The organism is Streptomyces sp. NPDC002076 (assembly GCF_053593835.1).
Genome location: NZ_JBSFDI010000024.1, coordinates 44696 through 61260, shown reverse-complemented (window position 1 = coordinate 61260; position 16565 = coordinate 44696). Strand labels below are relative to the sequence as shown.

At 69.4% G+C, this 16565-nt stretch carries 15 protein-coding genes; 9 read left to right on the top strand and 6 right to left on the bottom strand.

The genetic code is table 11. The features are described 5' to 3' along the window. Positions 1 to 6: 6 nt before the first annotated feature. Complete coding sequence (locus ACWCQS_RS36860; RefSeq protein ID WP_451008519.1) at positions 7 to 663, bottom strand: HAD family hydrolase; 657 nt, start codon at positions 661 to 663, stop codon at positions 7 to 9. Between the two features lie 143 nt (positions 664 to 806). On the opposite strand from ACWCQS_RS36860, the gene ACWCQS_RS36855 reads away from it, so the two are divergent. After that, a complete protein-coding gene (locus tag ACWCQS_RS36855; RefSeq protein ID WP_451008518.1) occupies positions 807 to 1757 on the top strand; it encodes an alpha/beta fold hydrolase in 951 nt (316 codons plus the stop codon). 84 nt (positions 1758 to 1841) lie between these two features. Then, positions 1842 to 2492, top strand: coding sequence for a TetR/AcrR family transcriptional regulator (locus ACWCQS_RS36850; RefSeq protein WP_451008517.1), 651 nt, complete (start codon positions 1842 to 1844; stop codon positions 2490 to 2492). A 49-nt stretch (positions 2493 to 2541) separates the two neighbouring features. Here ACWCQS_RS36850 and ACWCQS_RS36845 read toward each other — a convergent pair whose 3' ends face one another. Together ACWCQS_RS36845 and ACWCQS_RS36840 are read right to left on the bottom strand one after the other, a co-directional pair. After that, a complete protein-coding gene (locus ACWCQS_RS36845) occupies positions 2542 to 3018 on the bottom strand; it encodes a (2Fe-2S)-binding protein (protein WP_451008516.1) in 477 nt (158 codons plus the stop codon). A gap of 9 nt (positions 3019 to 3027) precedes the next feature. Then, a complete protein-coding gene (locus ACWCQS_RS36840; protein ID WP_451008515.1) occupies positions 3028 to 5346 on the bottom strand; it encodes a molybdopterin cofactor-binding domain-containing protein in 2319 nt (772 codons plus the stop codon). A 173-nt stretch (positions 5347 to 5519) separates the two neighbouring features. Here ACWCQS_RS36840 and ACWCQS_RS36835 point away from each other — a divergent pair, with 173 nt between their 5' ends. The 5 genes from ACWCQS_RS36835 (at position 5520) to ACWCQS_RS36815 (ending at position 9989) form a co-directional block, all read left to right on the top strand. Continuing rightward, positions 5520 to 6734, top strand: a complete 1215-nt coding sequence (locus ACWCQS_RS36835) for a PucR family transcriptional regulator (protein WP_451008514.1) — start codon at positions 5520 to 5522, stop codon at positions 6732 to 6734. Between the two features lie 71 nt (positions 6735 to 6805). Then, the gene (locus ACWCQS_RS36830; RefSeq protein WP_451008513.1) at positions 6806 to 7180 is read left to right on the top strand and encodes a hypothetical protein; all 375 of its coding nucleotides are present in this window, start codon (positions 6806 to 6808) and stop codon (positions 7178 to 7180) included. Between the two features lie 31 nt (positions 7181 to 7211). Then, complete coding sequence (locus ACWCQS_RS36825) at positions 7212 to 7421, top strand: ferredoxin (protein WP_450982717.1); 210 nt, start codon at positions 7212 to 7214, stop codon at positions 7419 to 7421. After that, positions 7411 to 8766: an NAD(P)/FAD-dependent oxidoreductase gene (locus ACWCQS_RS36820; RefSeq protein WP_451008512.1), complete on the top strand. Its 1356-nt coding sequence runs from the start codon at positions 7411 to 7413 to the stop codon at positions 8764 to 8766. Before ACWCQS_RS36825 ends, ACWCQS_RS36820 begins: the two co-directional genes overlap by 11 nt. Positions 8767 to 8807: 41 nt before the next feature. Further along, positions 8808 to 9989 (top strand): cytochrome P450, encoded by a 1182-nt coding sequence (locus ACWCQS_RS36815; protein WP_451008511.1) that lies wholly within the window; start codon positions 8808 to 8810, stop codon positions 9987 to 9989. 79 nt (positions 9990 to 10068) lie between these two features. Here the strand turns inward: ACWCQS_RS36815 and ACWCQS_RS36810 are convergent, their stop codons facing one another. Continuing rightward, a complete protein-coding gene (locus ACWCQS_RS36810) occupies positions 10069 to 10938 on the bottom strand; it encodes an NAD(P)H-binding protein (RefSeq protein WP_451008510.1) in 870 nt (289 codons plus the stop codon). A gap of 327 nt (positions 10939 to 11265) precedes the next feature. Here ACWCQS_RS36810 and ACWCQS_RS36805 point away from each other — a divergent pair, with 327 nt between their 5' ends. Together ACWCQS_RS36805 and ACWCQS_RS36800 are read left to right on the top strand one after the other, a co-directional pair. Continuing rightward, the gene (locus ACWCQS_RS36805) at positions 11266 to 11889 is read left to right on the top strand and encodes a lasso peptide biosynthesis B2 protein (protein ID WP_451008509.1); all 624 of its coding nucleotides are present in this window, start codon (positions 11266 to 11268) and stop codon (positions 11887 to 11889) included. Positions 11890 to 11968: 79 nt separating this feature from the next. After that, positions 11969 to 13681, top strand: a complete 1713-nt coding sequence (locus tag ACWCQS_RS36800; RefSeq protein WP_451008508.1) for an asparagine synthase-related protein — start codon at positions 11969 to 11971, stop codon at positions 13679 to 13681. On the opposite strand, the gene ACWCQS_RS36795 is transcribed toward ACWCQS_RS36800, so the two are convergent. Together ACWCQS_RS36795 and ACWCQS_RS36790 are read right to left on the bottom strand one after the other, a co-directional pair. Next, positions 13665 to 14960 carry a hypothetical protein gene (locus ACWCQS_RS36795; RefSeq protein WP_451008507.1) on the bottom strand — a complete coding sequence of 432 codons (1296 nt, stop codon included), beginning with the start codon at positions 14958 to 14960 and terminating at the stop codon, positions 13665 to 13667. The genes ACWCQS_RS36800 and ACWCQS_RS36795 overlap by 17 nt on opposite strands. A 33-nt stretch (positions 14961 to 14993) precedes the next feature. Continuing rightward, entirely contained in the window at positions 14994 to 16490 is a 1497-nt protein-coding gene (locus tag ACWCQS_RS36790; RefSeq protein WP_451008506.1) for a hypothetical protein, read from the bottom strand. Between the last annotated feature and the right edge of the window lie 75 nt (positions 16491 to 16565).

The following is a 16565-nucleotide window of genomic DNA, read 5'->3' as shown; positions in this document are numbered from 1 at the left end:
GGCAGGTCACCGCGTCCGCGCGGGCGGGTGGAGCACGGACTTCAGCGCCGCGGCCGTCGCGGCGGCGTCCGTGTGCACGATCCCGGCGAGACCCGCGCGTTCGGCCGCGGTGATGTTCTGCTCCAGGTCGTCCACCATCACCGCGTCCCACGGGCGGACGCCCAGCCGTTCGCAGGCGATCTCGTAGGCCCGGCGCGAGGGTTTGCGGACGCCCACCTCTCGCGAGACGGTGACGGCGTCGAACATGCCCGGCAGGTCGAACCCGGCGTAGCAGTCGTCGCCGAGCGAGTTGGACAGCAGCCCGACGCGGTATCCGGCCTTCCGTACCCGTGCGACCAGGCCGATCATGGCGCGGTCGGGCTCCATCGCGCTCTGTACGCGGCGTACGATGCCCGGCTCGGCGGGGTCGATCGCCACTCCGTGGGCACGGAGCCGCTCGGCGAAGCCCTGTTCGAACTGCAGCTCGCCGATCCGGCCTTCCTCGTGCGCCACGAGCAGGGCGCCGCTCTCCTCGTCCCTGGCCAGCAGGCGCAGCGGCAGCCGTGGGTCGCAGCCCAGGGCGGAGCCCAGCTGCTCGAAGGCCGCGAGCACGCTGGCGGTGAGCACCCCTCCGAAGTCGAACAGGACGGCGGTGCGGGTCCCGGGCGGGGTGGTTCGAGTCACCTGCGTGTCCTCCTCGTCCCGTCGGTGCGCGGGGGCCACAGCCCTGTATAGTTGAATCCAACGTCAAGTTCAATACTTACAACACCCAGCTGAGCAGGGCAGGTTCGCTCGGTGGGATCAGCCGATTGGCGGTGTGGTGGCACATGACGACGAAGGCTTCACTCGCGGACTGGGAGCGCCTCAAGTCGCGTGATGTCGCGACGAACGGCATCACGCTGCGCGTCTTCGAGCACGGCGAGCACAGGCCCGGCACACCGCCGGTCGTGCTGTGCCACGGCTTCCCCGAACTCGCCTTCTCCTGGCGCCATCAGGTCTTCGCCCTCGCCGAGGCCGGATACCGGGTCCTCGCGCCCGACATGCGCGGTTACGGAGGAAGCTCACGGCCGCGGGACGTCGAGGCCTACGACGTGGTGAACCTGTGCGCGGACCTCGTGGGCCTCCTGGACGACGTGGGCGCCGAGGACGCTGTCTTCGTGGGACACGACTGGGGAGCGAACGTCGTGTGGCACATGGCCTGGCTGCACCCCGGACGGGTGCGTGCCGTGGCCGGCCTGAGCGTTCCCGCCACCCCGCGTTCCCCCGTTCCGCCGCTGCCCGTCCTTCGTTCACGGCTGGGCGACGACTTCTACATGGTGTGGTTCCAGGAACCCGAAGTCGCGGACCAGGCGCTGGCGCGGAACGTCCGCAGGACCCTTGTCGCACGGGAGATCTACTCCGCCGAGTGGGCGTCCCGCGACGAGGCCGAACTCGCGCCCCCGCCGTGGCTCGACGAGGAGGAGCTGGCCCATTACGTCAGGACCTTCGAGGAGACCGGGTTCACGGGCGGCCTCAACTACTACCGCAACATGGACCGCAACTGGGCACTGACCCGCGACCTTCAGGGCCGCCCCATCACACAGCCGTCCTTCTTCCTCACCGGCTCCAAGGATCCCGTCGCCCGGTTCATGCCCGCCGACAACCTGGGGACGGTCCTCACCGATCTGCGCGAGCACGTCGTCCTGGAAGGCGCCGGCCACTGGGTCCAGCAGGAGCGCCCCGAGGAGGTCGACGCAGCGCTGCTCCGCTTCCTGGGATCCCTCGGCCTGGGGCGGTGATGCGGCTGCCGGGGCCGATCCGCCGGGCGGCGACTATCATCGGCTGCCACCTGCACGTGTGCGAACGACGGCGAATGGACTGCATTGGCTTCCCAGGCCCCGGCTCATGACGGTTCCCGGCAACCGCTCGCCCCGCGCAGCCGGCGGGGCGAGCGCACGCGCAACGCGCTCATCGCCGCGGCGCGCGAGGTCTTCGAGCGCGACGGCTATCTCGACGCCCGGATCACCGACATCACCGCTGCCGCCCATGTCGCCTCCGGCTCGTTCTACACGTACTTCAACGACAAAGAGGATGTCTTCCGGGCGCTCGTGGACATCGTGCAGGAGGAGATGCTCCACCCGCACCTGCGCGAGCGCACCGGCATCACCGACACCCGGCAGCTCATCGACGCGGCCACCCGTGACTATCTGCGCTCGTACAAGAAGAACGCGCGCCTGATGGCCCTGTTCGAGCAGGTCGCCCACATCGACGACAACTTCCGGGCCCTGCGCATCGAACGCGGCAACGCCTTCGCGCGACGCAACGCCAAGATGATCCGCGCCCTGCAGGACGGCGGCCAGGCCGACCCCACGCTCGATCCCCTGGTGACGGCCCACGCCCTGTCCGGCATGGTGAGCCGCATGGCCTACAGCGTGTTCGTGCTCGGCCAGCGGATCCCCTTCGAACGGCTGGTGACCACGCTCAACAAGATCTGGGAGAACGCACTCCAACTGAAGCCCACCGGCGACGAATAGGACCGTCGCCGGGAGGCGTCGGCTGCTCGGCGAGGTCCAGCGCGATGCCTCAGAACTTCTTCGCGCCGGCCTGGATCGCCTCGCGGATGCGGTGGTAGGTGCCGCACCGGCAGACGTTGCGGATCTCGTCGAGGTCGGCCTCCGTGATCTCCCGGCCCTCCTCGCGTGCCTGGCGGACCTTGGCCACGGCGGCCATGATCTGACCGGGCTGGCAGTAGCCGCACTGCGCGACGTCGTACTCCAGCCAGGCCTCCTGCATCGGATGCAGGTCACGGCCGACGGTGGCGGGCAGGCCCTCGATGGTGGTGATCTCGTCATCGGCGCCGATGTCCTGCACCGGCACCGAACACGGGTTGAACGCCTTGCCGTTGACGTGGCTGGTGCAGGCCTGGCAGACGCCGAGACCGCAGCCGTACTTCGGTCCGGTGACACCGAGGACGTCTCTGAGCACCCACAGCAGCCGGACGTCGTCCTCGATGTCGACGGTCACCCGGTTGCCGTTGAGGATGAAGGTGTGTTCGGGCACAGAGGTCTCCTAGTAGGCGCGGTCGAGGCCGTCGGTGGGCGACGCGGGGATCGGCGGCGTGGTGGGCAGCGGCTCGAACCCGAGCGGTCCGGCGTGGTTGAGCGGGAAGCTGGTCGGCATGGTGCCGGTGGCCCGGCCGTAGGCGCAGGCCACGGCGGCGGCCGCACCCGCCACCGCCAGCTCGCCCGCACCGCCGGGCTGCCCGGTGGTCGGCGGCATGACGACGATCTCCAGCTCGGGTGGGGTGTTCCACTGCCGGGTGTAGAAGTAGTTGTCCCAACTCCCTTCCAGGAAGTGGCCGTTGTCCAGGTGGAGGCCGGAGCTGAGGGTGATCGCGATGCCGTCCATGATGCCGCCCATCATCTGCGCCTCAAGGCCCCGAGGGTTGACGGCCAGACCCACGTCGACAGCGCACACGACCTTGGTGACGCGGGGGCCGGTGTAGGCGTCGCGGACCGTGCGGCCGGTGGTCTCCGGCCGGCAGTCGATCTCGGCGAGGACAGCGACGTACGCATGGTATTCGGGATGGAGCGCGATGCCCTGCGCCGTCCCGGCGGGCATGCTCCGCCCCCAGTTGCCGACGTCGGCCACCTTGTCGAGGACGGCCCGCGCCCGCTCGTCCTTGAGGAACTCCCGGCGGAACCGGTAGGGATCCTTGCCCATCCGCCTGGCCAGCTCGTCCACGACGAGTTCCTGCGCACAGCGCACATTGGGCGAGTAGATGTTGCGCATCGAGCCGGTGTTGAAGCCCTTGTCTGTCTCGCCCAGCGTCTGGGTGACGACACCGAAGTTGTACGGGGTCTGCTGGCTGAGCGCGAAGATCGTCTCGGAGAAGGTGAGGTCGCCGACGGGCAGCCGCGCGGCCTCCGCGGTGATGATCTCGCCGACGCCGTGGCCGAAGTCGGTGGCGACGGAGGTGTGCCGCTGGTCGTAGGTGAGGACCTGGCCGAGCGCGTAGGTGGCGCGGACCCGTGAGGTGGCCATCGGGTGGGTACGGCCCTGCCGGAAGTCGTCGGTGCGGTGCCACATCAGCTTGACCGGCTTGCCCATCGCCCGGGAGATCTCGGCGGCCTCGGCGGCGGCGTCGTGGAAGAGCTTGCGCCCGAAGGAGCCGCCGCCCTCGGTGACATGGACCTTCACGGCGGAGACCGGCAGCCCCAGCTTCAGCGCGATCTGCTCCTGGGCGGCGATCGGGGACTTCAGGCTTCCCCAGATCTCGGCGGAGTCGTCTCGTACGTCGGCGATGGCGCAGTTGGTCTCCAGCGCGCTGTTGCTCGCGAAGTGGAAGGTGAACCGGGCGTCGACCGACTTGGTCAGCAGGTCCAGTGCCGGAAGCGGGAGTTCGGCCCTGCGGAGTTCGTCACGGACGGTGTCGTCGCTCTTTCCGTCGGCCGTTCCGGCGCCCCAGGAGACCTTCAGCGCGCGCACGGCGTCGATGCACTGTCCGAACGTACGGCCGCGGACGGCGACGCCGGTGGAGACGGCCACGACGTCCGTGACGCCGGGCATCGCCCGCACCTCCGCGAGATTCTCCACCGAGCGCACCGTGCCGTTGATCGTCGGCGGCCGGCACACCATCGTCGGCAGGGCGCCGGGGATGTGCAGGTCCATGGCGAACGTCTTGCGCCCGGTCACCGCTTCACGCGCGTCGATACGCCCCTGCGCGGTGCCGATGACCTCGAACTCCGCGGCGTCCTTGAGTGTGACGGACACCTGGCTGGACGTCACTGCGGCGGCTTTCTCGGCGAGTTCGCCGTAGGTGAGACTGCGGCCGCCGGCCGACGAGGTGATGATCCCGGCCTTGGTGGTCAGGGTGTCCAGGGCCGCCCCGAGTTCCAGGGCCGCCGCCTGCAACAGCCGGCCCCGGGCCACCGCGGCCGCCACCCGGATCGGTGTGAAGGTCGAGATGGTTGTGTTGGAGCCACCGGTGAGCTGGTTGAACAGCAGTTCCGGCCGCGCGTCGGCGAGCGTGACCCGGATCCGCTCCAGCGGCAGGTCCAGTTCCTCGGCGATCAGCATGGCGCTGGACGTCGTGATGCCCTGCCCGACCTCCGCCCGGGGCAGCTCGAAGGAAGCCGTGCCGTCGGTGTCGACGCGGATCGTGACCAGGTTCGCCGTCGGCAGTGCCGCATCGGTGAGCATGTCGTTGAGGTCGTAGATCTCCGCCGGGCCCGGCACGGACGGGACGACGGCCGCCGCCTCGTCCGGTGCGAACACCGCCTCACCGAGTTCGGCAGCCACGGTCAGCGTCGAGGCGGCCAGCACATACCCGAGGAACCTCCGCCGTCCGATCCCGGCCGCTGCGGGTATGCGTCCGGAGCTGTCCATGCGATCTCCTTCGATCCGCCACGAGTTGTGCACATGCCCGATCCGCGCGAGGACGGTGCGACACGCCGCCGGTGATTCCACCGCTCACCACCGGTTTCGGCCATAGGCAGGCGACGGGAAAAGACGCCGTGGGACTGTGCCGGCGCACAGTCCCGCCGGACTACACTGCGCCCGTGACGACGCAGCTGAGGGCCGCCGACCGGGTCGTCGAACTGGTCGGCCGACTGCTGACCGAGGTGGACCGGCTCGCGGAGGACCTCACCGACGAGATCCTCGCAGGCGAGCACTCGTACGCCGAGAGCACGCTGCTCGCCCGGGAACAGTTGCGTTCCCTGGTGCGCGACAACCTGACCACGATGTTCGCGGCACTGCAGGGGCGGCCCACGACGCTTGCGGCGCCCCGCGCCGCCGGGCGCCTGAAGGCCGCGCAGGGCATCCCGCTGGCCGCTCTCCTGCACGCCTACCGGCTGGCCGGCCGCTTCATCTGGGACCGGCTGCTCGCGGCCGCCGTGGACGAGGAGAGCACCGTCGAGCTGCTGCACACGGCCTCCGACATCTGGGCGGCGATCGACGACTACTCCAGTGCGGCCGCCGACGCCTATCGGGCCACCGTCGAGGAACAGTCGCGGCGCGACACCACGACCCGGAGCATGATGCTCACCACCCTGCTCGACGGCAGGGCCGGCACCGGCGCGAGCGCATGGGAGATCGCACGGGTCCTGGACCTCGACCGGCAGGGCCCCTTTCTGGTGGTCTGCGCCGAGGTCCACGACGGGGTTGAGCCACTGCCCAGCGTGCGCAGCCGGCTGCGTGCCGCCGGAATCGGCTCCGAATGGATCCAGCCGATAGGGGCCTGGGTGGGCCTGCTGGCCCTGCCGCACGAGCAGGCCATCGCACATGCGGTCGACCAGCTGTCCGACATCGCGCTGTCCCGGGTCGGGGTCAGCCGCGCCTTCACCTCGCCCGTGAACGCCCCGACCGCCTGGCGGCAGGCCCAGCTGGCCGTACAGTGCCTGCCTCATGGAGCAGGCGGCACCCACCTGTACGGCAGCGCTCCGGTATCGCTCCTGGCGGCCGCCTCCCCCGACATGGCGCAGGAAGTCGCCCGGTCGGTCCTCGGCCCCCTTCTCGCCCTGCCCCCGCAGGAACGGGCCACCCTGCTGGCGACCCTGCACGCCTGGTTCGCCGGCGGCGGATCGACGACGGCGGCGGCCGGCCGGCTGCACTGTCACCGGAACACGGTCCTGTACCGCCTCAACCGCATCGCCGAACTGACCGGCCGCCGCACCACCGACGCGGAGTCCTCCGCCGAGCTGTACATCGCCCTGGAGGCCGTACGCCTGAGCGGGCGGCCGGGTTCGTACGACGGGCACGACGCGCTGGACTGAGCCCGGCGGTCCCCGGCCGCGCCGGACCGGACGAACCCCGTGCTCCCGGAACAGAAAGCAGAACCCCTGTGGTGGGCAAGCGAGTTGTCCTCATGAGCCGCGCCTCCGGCATCGGCGAGGCCACGGCCCGGTTACTGCGCAAGCAGGGGCCTCACGTGGTCGCCTCCGGGCGCCGGGTGGCGCCGCAGCGGCGGCTGGAGCGGGAGACCGGCCCACTGGCGCGTCCGTCCGACGCGGGCGACCCCGAGGCCGTCGCGTCTGTCCGCCTGACTCCCGGCGAGGATCCTCGCCCCACCGACCAACTCGGCCCACCGTCCGAGGAGATCAGCCACGGAGGCGAGAAGCCCCTTCCGTTTCCACCGCGCCCCGCAGTCGACGACTGCCCGGCCGCGTTCCTCGCGCAGTCGTCGTGCGAGCGTGCGGATCTCCCCCCATGCTGGAGATGAGGGGGGTGTGACAACGGAGGAAGTGGTGAAGATGCGGACCGTTGTCGACCTCACACGGTGCCAGGGCTATGCACAGTGCGTGTTCCTCGCGCCCGAGGTGTTCGAGCTGCACGGCGAGGAGGGGCTGCTGTACGCCACGGCCGTGCCCGACGATCAGATCGAGCGCGTGCGCCAGGCCGCCGCGGCATGCCCGGTGCAGGCGATCCTCCTCGGCGAGGAGGTGAGCAGTGGTGCCCGCTGACCTCAAGGACGGCCGGATCGTCATCGTCGGTGCGTCGCTGGCCGGGCTGCGGGCCGCGGAGGCGTTGCGCGAGGAGGGCTTCACCGGCTCGCTGACCGTGGTCGGGGACGAGCCGCACGCGCCCTACGACCGGCCGCCGCTGTCCAAGCAGGTGCTGCTCGGGCAGGCGACGGCGGAGACCACCGAGCTGCCGATGCGCCGGGATCCGGACGCCGAGTGGCGCCTCGGCGTACCCGCCACCGGTGTGGACCCGCTGGCGAGACGCGTGGTGCTGGAAGACGGCGAGTCACTGCCGTACGACAGGCTGCTGATCGCCACCGGAACCCGCGCGCGTCCCTGGCCCAACCCGGAGGAAGCCGCCCTGGACGGGGTGTTCACTCTGCGCACCCGTGAGGACGCGGGCGGGCTGTCCGAGCGGCTGGCCGCCGGGCCGGAGCGGGTGCTGGTGATCGGCGCCGGTTTCACCGGTTCGGAGATCGCCTCGGCATGCCGGGAACTCGGGCTGGCCGTGACCGTCGCCGAACGCGGTCCCGCACCCCTGGTGGGCGCGCTCGGCGGCACTCTGTCGAAACTCGCGGCCGTCATGCACCGCAATCACGGCGTGGATCTGCGCACCGGTGTGACGGTCACCGCCCTGCGCGGGAACGGCAGCTTCACCGGTGCGGACCTGTCGGACGGCAGTCGCGTCGATGCCGATGTGTGCGTCGTGGCGCTGGGGGCGGTCCGCAACGTCGAGTGGCTGGCGGAGTCCGGGCTGGCGGCGGGCCCTCGCGGGGTCGCCTGCGACGCCGGGTGCCGCGCGTTCAACATGTACGGGATCGTCACCGATGACATCTTCGTGGCCGGTGACGTCTCCCGCTTCCCCCACCCGCTGTTCGGCTACCAGATGCTGTCCCTGGAGCACTGGGGGAACGCGGTCGAGCAGGCCGGGGTGGCGGCCCACAACATGGTCAGCCCAGGGCCCCTGCGGCGCCCGCACCTGGCCATCCCGGTGTTCTGGTCGACCCAGTTCGGCCTCAACATCAAGTCGGTTGGCGTGCCCACCTACTCCGACCACGTGGTCATCGCCCAGGGCTCTTTGGAGGCGCGCCGTCTGGCGATGGTCTACGGCTACCGAGGACGGGTGACGGCCGCGGTCACCGTCGACATGGCGAAGTCCCTCGACTACTACCGGCACTTGATCGAGACGGCTGCTGCGTTCCCGCCCCCGCCGGGCGCGGCGGACCGTGCGATCGTGGCCGACGTCCCGATTCCCTCCGATGTGCCGGACCCGTCGGTGCTGTCCCACGGACCGACCGTAGCGCTCACCGGACACCTCCCCGATCGCCGGCTGACGGTGGTGTGACGCACCGCCGTCCACGTCCTGCCCCCACCCGAGGAGCCACCATGGACTCCGAGACCCTGCTGGCACGCATCACCGACTACGCCAGCCGCCCGAATCCCTACCCGCTGTACGCAGAACTCCGCGAGGCCGGTCCCGTGGTGCGCCAGGCAAGTGGCAGCTACCTGGTCGGCACCTACCACGAGATCACGGCTCTGCTCCATGACCCACGGATGAGTGCCGATCCCCGCACCCGCGGCGAGGTGACCCACAAGCCGCCGTTCCTGCGGCTCGACGACCCCGAACACCACAGGCTGCGCAGGCTGGCCATGCGACCGTTCGGCCCGCCGCACAGCCCCGCCCGGGTCGACGGCATGCGCGGCGAGATCGACCGGATCATCGAGAACCTGCTGGAGCCCTTCGAGGCGGGCCGGCAGATCGACATCGTCGACGACTTCGCCTATCCGCTGCCCGTCACGGTGATCTGCCGCCTGCTCGGTGTGCCACGCGAGGACGAGCCGCTGTTCCGGGCCTGGTCCGACGCGATCGTCGCGGCCGCGGACGTCAGGCCCGACGAGGACACCGACACGGACAAGGCGGGGGACCAGGCTCGCATGGAGATGGGCGGGTACCTGGTGAACCTCGCCGAGCAGCGCCGTGGCCAGCCGAGCGACGACATGCTCTCCGCCTTCGTCAACGAGCCGGACCCGGCTCTGCGGCTCACTCAGGAGGAACTCGCCGAGACCGCCGTACTGCTCCTCATCGCCGGACACGAGACCACGGTCAACCTCATCACCAACGGCGTGCTCACCTTGCTGCGCCTGCCCGAGCAGCTGGACCACCTGCGCCGGGAACCCGGCCTGCTGCCGCAGGCGGTCGAGGAACTGCTGCGCTACGAACCCCCGGTCCACATGCGTGAGCGCATCCCGCACGCCGACATCGACGTCGCCGGCACCCGCATCGGCCAAGGCGCGACCGTCGTCCTGGTCCTCGGCTCGGGCAACCGCGACCCCAAGCGGTTCCACGAGCCCGACCGGTTCGACCCCACCCGCCCGGACATCGAGCACCTCGGCTTCGGCAGCGGCATCCACCTCTGCTACGGCGCCCCCCTCGCCCGTCTCGAAGCCCAGGCGGCGCTCCGCGCGCTGCTCCCCCACCTCGGCACCGCAAGCCTGGTCGAGGACCCGCCCCCTTACCGCCAGAACGCGATGCTCCGCGGGCCCCGCCATCTGCCCGTCCAACTTTGAGGTGGGAATCCGGCAGCAGACCACACCCCGTGCGCCTCGCAGGACCGACGCCGCTCGTCACCGTTTGCGGATCCAGTTGTCACAGCTGGGGACGGAGGACCTCGTAGGCCCACGCCGCCAGAGTGGTGGGCGTGGTGGTGTGCGGAGTTCGAGGCTGTTCCGGGACGAAGCCGTGCCGAAGTCCGGTCGACATCCCGATGACCGCTTCGACCAGGCCGTCGGTCATCCCGGATGCGCGCAGCAGGTTCCGCATCGCGTCGTCGCTGACGCACTCCGCGCGCAACGGGCGACCGATGGCGGCGGACACGATCTCGGCGGCCTGCGGCCAGGTGAGGTCGGCCGGGCCGTGCACGGCCTGGACACAGCGTCCGGACCAGTCGGTCGACAGCAGCCGTGTCGTGGCGACCTCCGCGATGTCACGCGGCGCGACCCAGGCAAGAGGCTGGTCCAAGGGCAGGATCACGGGAATGACGCCGGCCCGTACGGCATCGAGCTGGAGCTCCAGGTTGGTGAAGAAGTAGCCGCAGCGCAGGTGCGTGACCGTGGCACGGAGGTTATCGAGGGCGAGCTCGGTTGCCGCGAGCCCGTCGATCTCGCCGGCTCCGTGGCGCTTTTCGGCGCCGACGCTGCTCTGGAAGACCGTCCGCTCGACGCCGTTGGAATCGACGGCGCGCACCACGCTCGCCGTGGCCAACGCGTAGTCTCCCAGCGGATCTTCACCGGTCGTCGGGGGATCCACCCAGAACAGGGCGTCGACCCCGGCGGTCGCGGCGACGACGGCGTCCGGGTCACGCTGGTCCACTGCCACCGCATCCACCTCGCGGCGGATGTCGGGATCGAGCCGGCCGGGATCGCGGACCAGTACCCGTGGACGGACTCCTGCGCGCAAGAGCATGGCGACGACATGCCGTCCGACGTTCCCGGTGGGTGTCGTGACTGCGATATGCATGGCCCAGTGTCCTTTCGGCGGTTTCCAGCATGACGCTAGAAGCCAATCCGGACACCCTGTGTCGCCATATCGCACCGCGGACATGCGCGTGTGCGACGGAAAAAGCCCCCGGTTGCGAGCAATTCGGGGCAGAGTAACCTGGAGTTGCTTGACCCCTGCCCGTTCCTGGAGGTAGGCGATGTTTCTCCGATTTCTGCGGCGGCGAACGTCTCACGGGCTGATCCTGCTCGGCAACGGCCGCCTGATCCGGGGCTTCAGTGGCGGCATGTACGACGGGCACGGATACCAGGCCTGACAGTCCAGAGCGGAAGTCCCGGAGGAAGTGCGGTGGCAGAGGAGACCGATGCGCTGGCAGCCATGGCGGAGATTCTGTCACCGCACTGTCGTGTCACCAGGATGTCCGGCGGAGCGCTGATAGCCGACTGGCGGCGGACACGTTTTCTCGGAATGACCACGGCAGACCTTCAGAGGATCACCGATGGAAGCCGCGTGGATCGCGCCGAATTTGCCGTCGCTCTCGTCCGCGCGGGATGTGCGAGAACCCGCCGAAAAGACCTTACCGACACCGAGGCGGGACTCTGGCTGCGTGCCGTGCACCTGCTGATCCGGACCCTGGGGTTCGGGCGCGTGCTTCGCCTCCTGTCCTTGGCGGCCCCCGAGTACGCCCGCGCCGACCTCCCCTCCACAGAGGACGTGGCACGACTGAAACGGGCGGTGCAGGAGCACAGCCGCAGAAGCTGGTTCGTCAACGACGACTGCAAGTCCGAGGCCGTGACGGCTTTCGTGCTGCTGCGGCGACGCGGCCTGAAGGCCGTGCTCCACGTCGGGGTGCGCGAGCATCCGTTCGCCATGCACGCCTGGACGTCCTCGGCCGGCCTGTGCATCCCTGACGCCGATCCCCAAGGACACGCCTTCACACCGGTGCTGTCGATCTGCTGCGGAGGACAGTGAGGTGGAAGCGCTCCGCCTCGCGTGGGTCGAGGGCACACCGAAGCTCTGGACGTCAGAGGCCATGACACGGCAGGGACTCGTGACCACTGTGTCCTCGACGGCCGGAACTGCGGCCGTTGCCGGCTGGATCGGCTCCTACCACGACCGCGTGGACGGCGTACGCCGCCTCCTCGACGACTTCCACGGACCGGGACCCGCACCGCGTCCACCGCCCGGCGACTACGCGGCCGTGGTGGTGTGCCGCGACCGCATCTTTCTCGTGCGGGACGAACAGGCACGTATCCCGCTGTTCTTCAGGGAGTCCGGTGGCCGCGTGAGCGCGGTGAGTACATCGGCGCGCTGCCTGGGCGCAGGCGCAGAGCTGGACCGCCGCTACTTCTGCCGGTATCTGACCGGGAACCTGGCGCAACAGCACTCCACGCTCACCCCGTTCACCGGTGTGCACCGGGTCCTCGGCGGCGAGGTGGTGGAGCTCTCGATCACCGGGCAGCTACACGGTCGTATGCGGCACACCACCTGTTGGGCCGACGACCCGCCGGCGTCGGCGGCAGACGGACTCCGCCCCGGCCGGGCCGCGCAGGGGCTGCGACGGGCACTGGAGAACGCCGTCGGGCGCCGCGCCGGCAGGACGCCGGCGTGCCATGTCTCCGGCGGCACCGACTCCACCAGCGTCGCGTTGCTCGCGGCACACCTGCTCGGCACTGAACAGGGGCTCCTCACCGAACTCGTCCTGCTCGCCGGGCGCTTCGGTGACGGAGAACTGGCCGCGGAGCAGCCCTACCTGGACGAGGCGATGGACGCGATCCGCCGGCACGCGCCCACAGCCCGCCCGGTGATCGTCGACGCCGACGACGTCGCCGACTTCGACGACTTCCAGCAGCACGCGGGAGACTCGGACGAGCCCCATGCCCACGCCTTCCGCGCCCCGTTCTGGAGCAGGCTGCACGCCGCGGCGGCGGACCTGGGCTGCGACACCCTCCTGACCGGCTGCGGAGCCGACCCCATCGTGGACGCCAACCCGCTTCATCTGCATCGGCTGGCGCGCACCGGCCAGTTCCGGGAGCTGACGACGCAGGCGCGTGCCTGGGCAGCGGGCAGCGAACGGGGCCTGCGGGACGTCGTCCACACGTACGTCGTGCAGCCGGCACTTCCGCTGGCGACCGAACGGGTCAGGGCACTCACCTGCCACGGAACGGTCCTCGGGGGCCTTGGCACCTTCACCCGTCCCCCTTGGCTGCGACCCGGATTCGCGCATGCCCACGGCTACCGCAAGGCGAGCCGCGCGGAGAGCCGCTTCCTGTTCGGGCGCAAGCCGGAACGGGCGCTCTACGTGGCGGCGAACTACCTCGCTGCTCCCGACATCCTGTCCTGGCAGCGCGCGCCACAGGACGGCTTCTTCCTCTCCCACCCCTTCCTCGACCCGGGGGTTGTCGCCACGATGCGCCGTCTCCCCGCCGAAGCCACGCTTCTGCCGGGCCGCCCGAAGGCCGTTCTGCGCGAGGCCATGGCGGACCTGCTCCCGTCCCGGATACGCGGCCGAAAGGTCAAGGTCCCCTTCAACCAGCTGTACGTCCGCGGCCTCCGCGCCCACGGCGAGGAACTCGTCGACCTCTGCCGCTCCGCACGGCATCCGCTCACGGCGGAGATGTTCGACATCGACATGCTGTGCCAGGCGATCAGAGAGGCTCAGCTCGGCATCGGGGACTCATACTCCTGGGATCGCCTGAACAGCTCGCTCGCGTTGGTGGTATGGCTGGAGCGGCTGGACTGCCCGGTCATCGCCGGCCCTTGATGTCCCAGAGCGTTCGTTCGACCGGGCCCGCTTCGACGTCGCGAATGCCGTACCGGTTTTGCGTCTCCGTTTGGGATGCGTTCGTGCCGTTGGGCGAGGTGATGGTTTCCTGTATGTCTGCACCGTGCGTGCCGAAGCGCCAGTACACGGTCAAGGTCCGGCGGTCCATCGTGTGCTCGTCGATCGCATTGCTTTCATCTATTTTCCCCTCAAAAACGAGTGAGTCCCAGTCCCATTCCTTGCGCTGACTTACCCAAGCAGGCACGTTGGATCCGCGCTGCCAGGAGTTCCCCTTGAAGTGCAAGTTTTCCACGTTCATTCGGTCCTTGCGTGCGAGGCTCGCGCTGGCGTAGAAGGTCACCTGGTCGTACGGCGTGCCCATGGGAAGTTGCAGGACCATGCGGGCGGAGAAGGTGTCGCCGGGGTCGATCCACCGTGCATAGGGCATCCATGGTTGCGCCTCCACCAATTGACCGGGATGGTGGATCTCGCGGCGGGAGAGGGGATTGGCACCTTCGAAAAACTGCCACTGCCCGGAATCGGTGCGCCACTGCTGGCGAAGCCGGTCCTTCTGGCTCAGCGGCACCCGTTCCGCCATGGCGTGGAATATGTCGCCGAGTATGTAGAAGGCCACATCGCTGTGGTTTTCCATCGTGATGTCGACCGGTAGGGAGAATTCCTTGTGGTCCCTGCTCGTCACCGGAGTCCCTGTGGTCAGCTTGATAGTAGGCTCCGCCTCGCGCTGGGACGGCATGTAGAGGTTCTGGTAGCCGAAATTACCGACCGCGATGACAGAGGTGACGACCAGTGCCGCGGCCACCCGCTTCGGAGCCGGGATCACGACCGACGTCCGCCACACGGCGTGGACAGCCCCCAACGATCCCGCCGTGAGCGCGCAGAACACCGCGAGGTAGAACCTGGAATCGCCGTTCTTCACTATTCCGGTCAGGAGCAGGACGTTACTCAAGAGGGCCACGAAGGTACCGCCCAACGCCACAGGCCCGGAGTAGGGGAAGCTATGCCATATCCAGTGGTCCAGGACGGCGGCAGCACCCAGGAACGTGACGATGGCCGCCACGATGAGCGCAGCACCGGTCATGCGGCCGGGGAAGTTCAGCGCGGAGTCGACGTCCTCGACGCCGAAGTAGCCCAGCAGCGTGGTCGTCGCCAGGAGGACCAGCAGGCTCAAGACCAGGCACACCCGCGACCTTCTGTTTCTCGCCAGTATCCGTTGCGCGCGCTGACGCGAGTTGTTGGAGGCATTGGGAGGAATCTTCACGTGATCACCTCCTGAGGTGATCTGGTAACCGGCTCAGTCCCAGGGGGTCACCATGAGCCTGATCCTCGCGTCCTGACCGAGGATCGGGGCGGCGGTGACGGGCAGATCGACATCGCGGACCCAGACGCCGCGAGAGAGGTCCTCTTCCTCAAGGGCACGGAGGTCGGGCCGGTATGCGCTGATCGAACCGGTGATGGCGGAGTTCCAGGTGGCCGAGAGAGCGGGCGCGCCGGCCGGGTCGGTGCCGACGTCGACGACGAGGATGTCGTCGAAGTCCGCGGTCTGTTCCAGATGGTCCGTGAAGCTCAGCAGAGAGTCACGGCGCTGCAGTGACAGGATCCGCAGATGCAGCGCGTACCGCATGGCGCCCGCGTCGTCCGCGCGCAGGCCGCTGCTCAGGAAGGTGGTCACGAGCGGTACGGCCGCCTCGCTGTCCGGCAATTCGATCGGACACCACTGGGCACTGGTCCGCTCATAGGTGACGATCTGCAGGCCGCGCACCGACAGCAGCACCTCGGCCTGCCAGGTGGTGTCCGGCCGCTGCGGCAGCCGGGTGCCGACGAGAGCGGCCTCCACCTTGCGGTCCCCGAACAGGAATCGCCGCAGGTTCTGGTAACCCTCCTCGGAGTTGACGAGCCCATAGGGCCCGCTGTGGCTGCGGTGCACATAGGCCTGGTACGCGCCGGGGACATAGGCGTTGTCGATCTGCACGAGGCCGTCGCTGCGGGGGCCGACCGTGGCGGCCGAGAGGCCGCGCGCCACGTCGTAGTCGGTCGGGTCGGTTCCGATCAGACAGAAGACACGGTTGAGGGGGAAGGCGAACGGCCGGTCCTGGGGCATCGCGCGGGCGTCCCAGTTCCCCGGCGGACCGTCCTGGTCGGCGAGTGACTTGGGTGTCAGGTACTCGTACATCCGCTGGGGTCCGAAGATCTCCGCGCCGTTGATGCCGGTGATGTCACGCAGCTTTTCCAGCACGCCGAAGCCGACGTCGAACGCGATGCCGCCGTGCGGGGTGCCGTAGGTGAAGAGCTTGCCGACGTACTCGGCCGGATCGCGGTTCATGTCCGGGAGGATCTTCTGGATGAGGCAGCGGCACACCAGACCCCCCATGGAGTGGGCGACCAGGTGGACACACGGTGCCCCGGACTTCTCCTTGATCGTCTCGATCAGTGTCAGCAGGTCCTCCGCGGCCGTCTCCAGCCGGAAGTCCTCAGGCCTGCCGCCCCAGGTGGTAGCGGACGTGTCGTAGAAGCGGTGGATCCAGATGCTGTCCGGCGGAATCGTGTCGTGGGTGGACAGGTAGAGTTCCTGGCCGCCGTCGACCAGGATCCGGTAGCCCTCGTCCAGGTGCAGCCGGAGCAAGGGGCTCTCGAACTCGTAGAAGCACGGCTTGTCGTCCGGTCCGATACGGATGTGTGTGGAACCTTGGTTGAAGCCGTAGAACGGATCTGTCACCGCCTTGTCGATACCGGCGGTGCTGCCGGCGTATCCGCGTACGTAGATGATCGGCAGCCTTGAGGCCGGTGCCATGCGGTCCTCCAGAGGGTGACGGGCGCCGCTGGGCCAGACTGGCCGGGCGTCCCGGAGTCGGGCTCGGTGGTGAGG

Excerpts from the sequence above, each read along its gene's own strand:
- ACWCQS_RS36840 (WP_451008515.1), bottom strand. The coding sequence starts at position 5,346 with ATGGACAGCTCCGGACGCATACCCGCAGCGGCCGGGATCGGACGGCGG.
- ACWCQS_RS36790 (WP_451008506.1), bottom strand. The coding sequence starts at position 16,490 with ATGGCACCGGCCTCAAGGCTGCCGATCATCTACGTACGCGGATACGCC.
- ACWCQS_RS36815 (WP_451008511.1), top strand. The coding sequence starts at position 8,808 with ATGGACTCCGAGACCCTGCTGGCACGCATCACCGACTACGCCAGCCGC.
- ACWCQS_RS36855 (WP_451008518.1), top strand. The coding sequence starts at position 807 with ATGACGACGAAGGCTTCACTCGCGGACTGGGAGCGCCTCAAGTCGCGT.
- ACWCQS_RS36810 (WP_451008510.1), bottom strand. The coding sequence starts at position 10,938 with ATGCATATCGCAGTCACGACACCCACCGGGAACGTCGGACGGCATGTC.
- ACWCQS_RS36825 (WP_450982717.1), top strand. The coding sequence starts at position 7,212 with ATGCGGACCGTTGTCGACCTCACACGGTGCCAGGGCTATGCACAGTGC.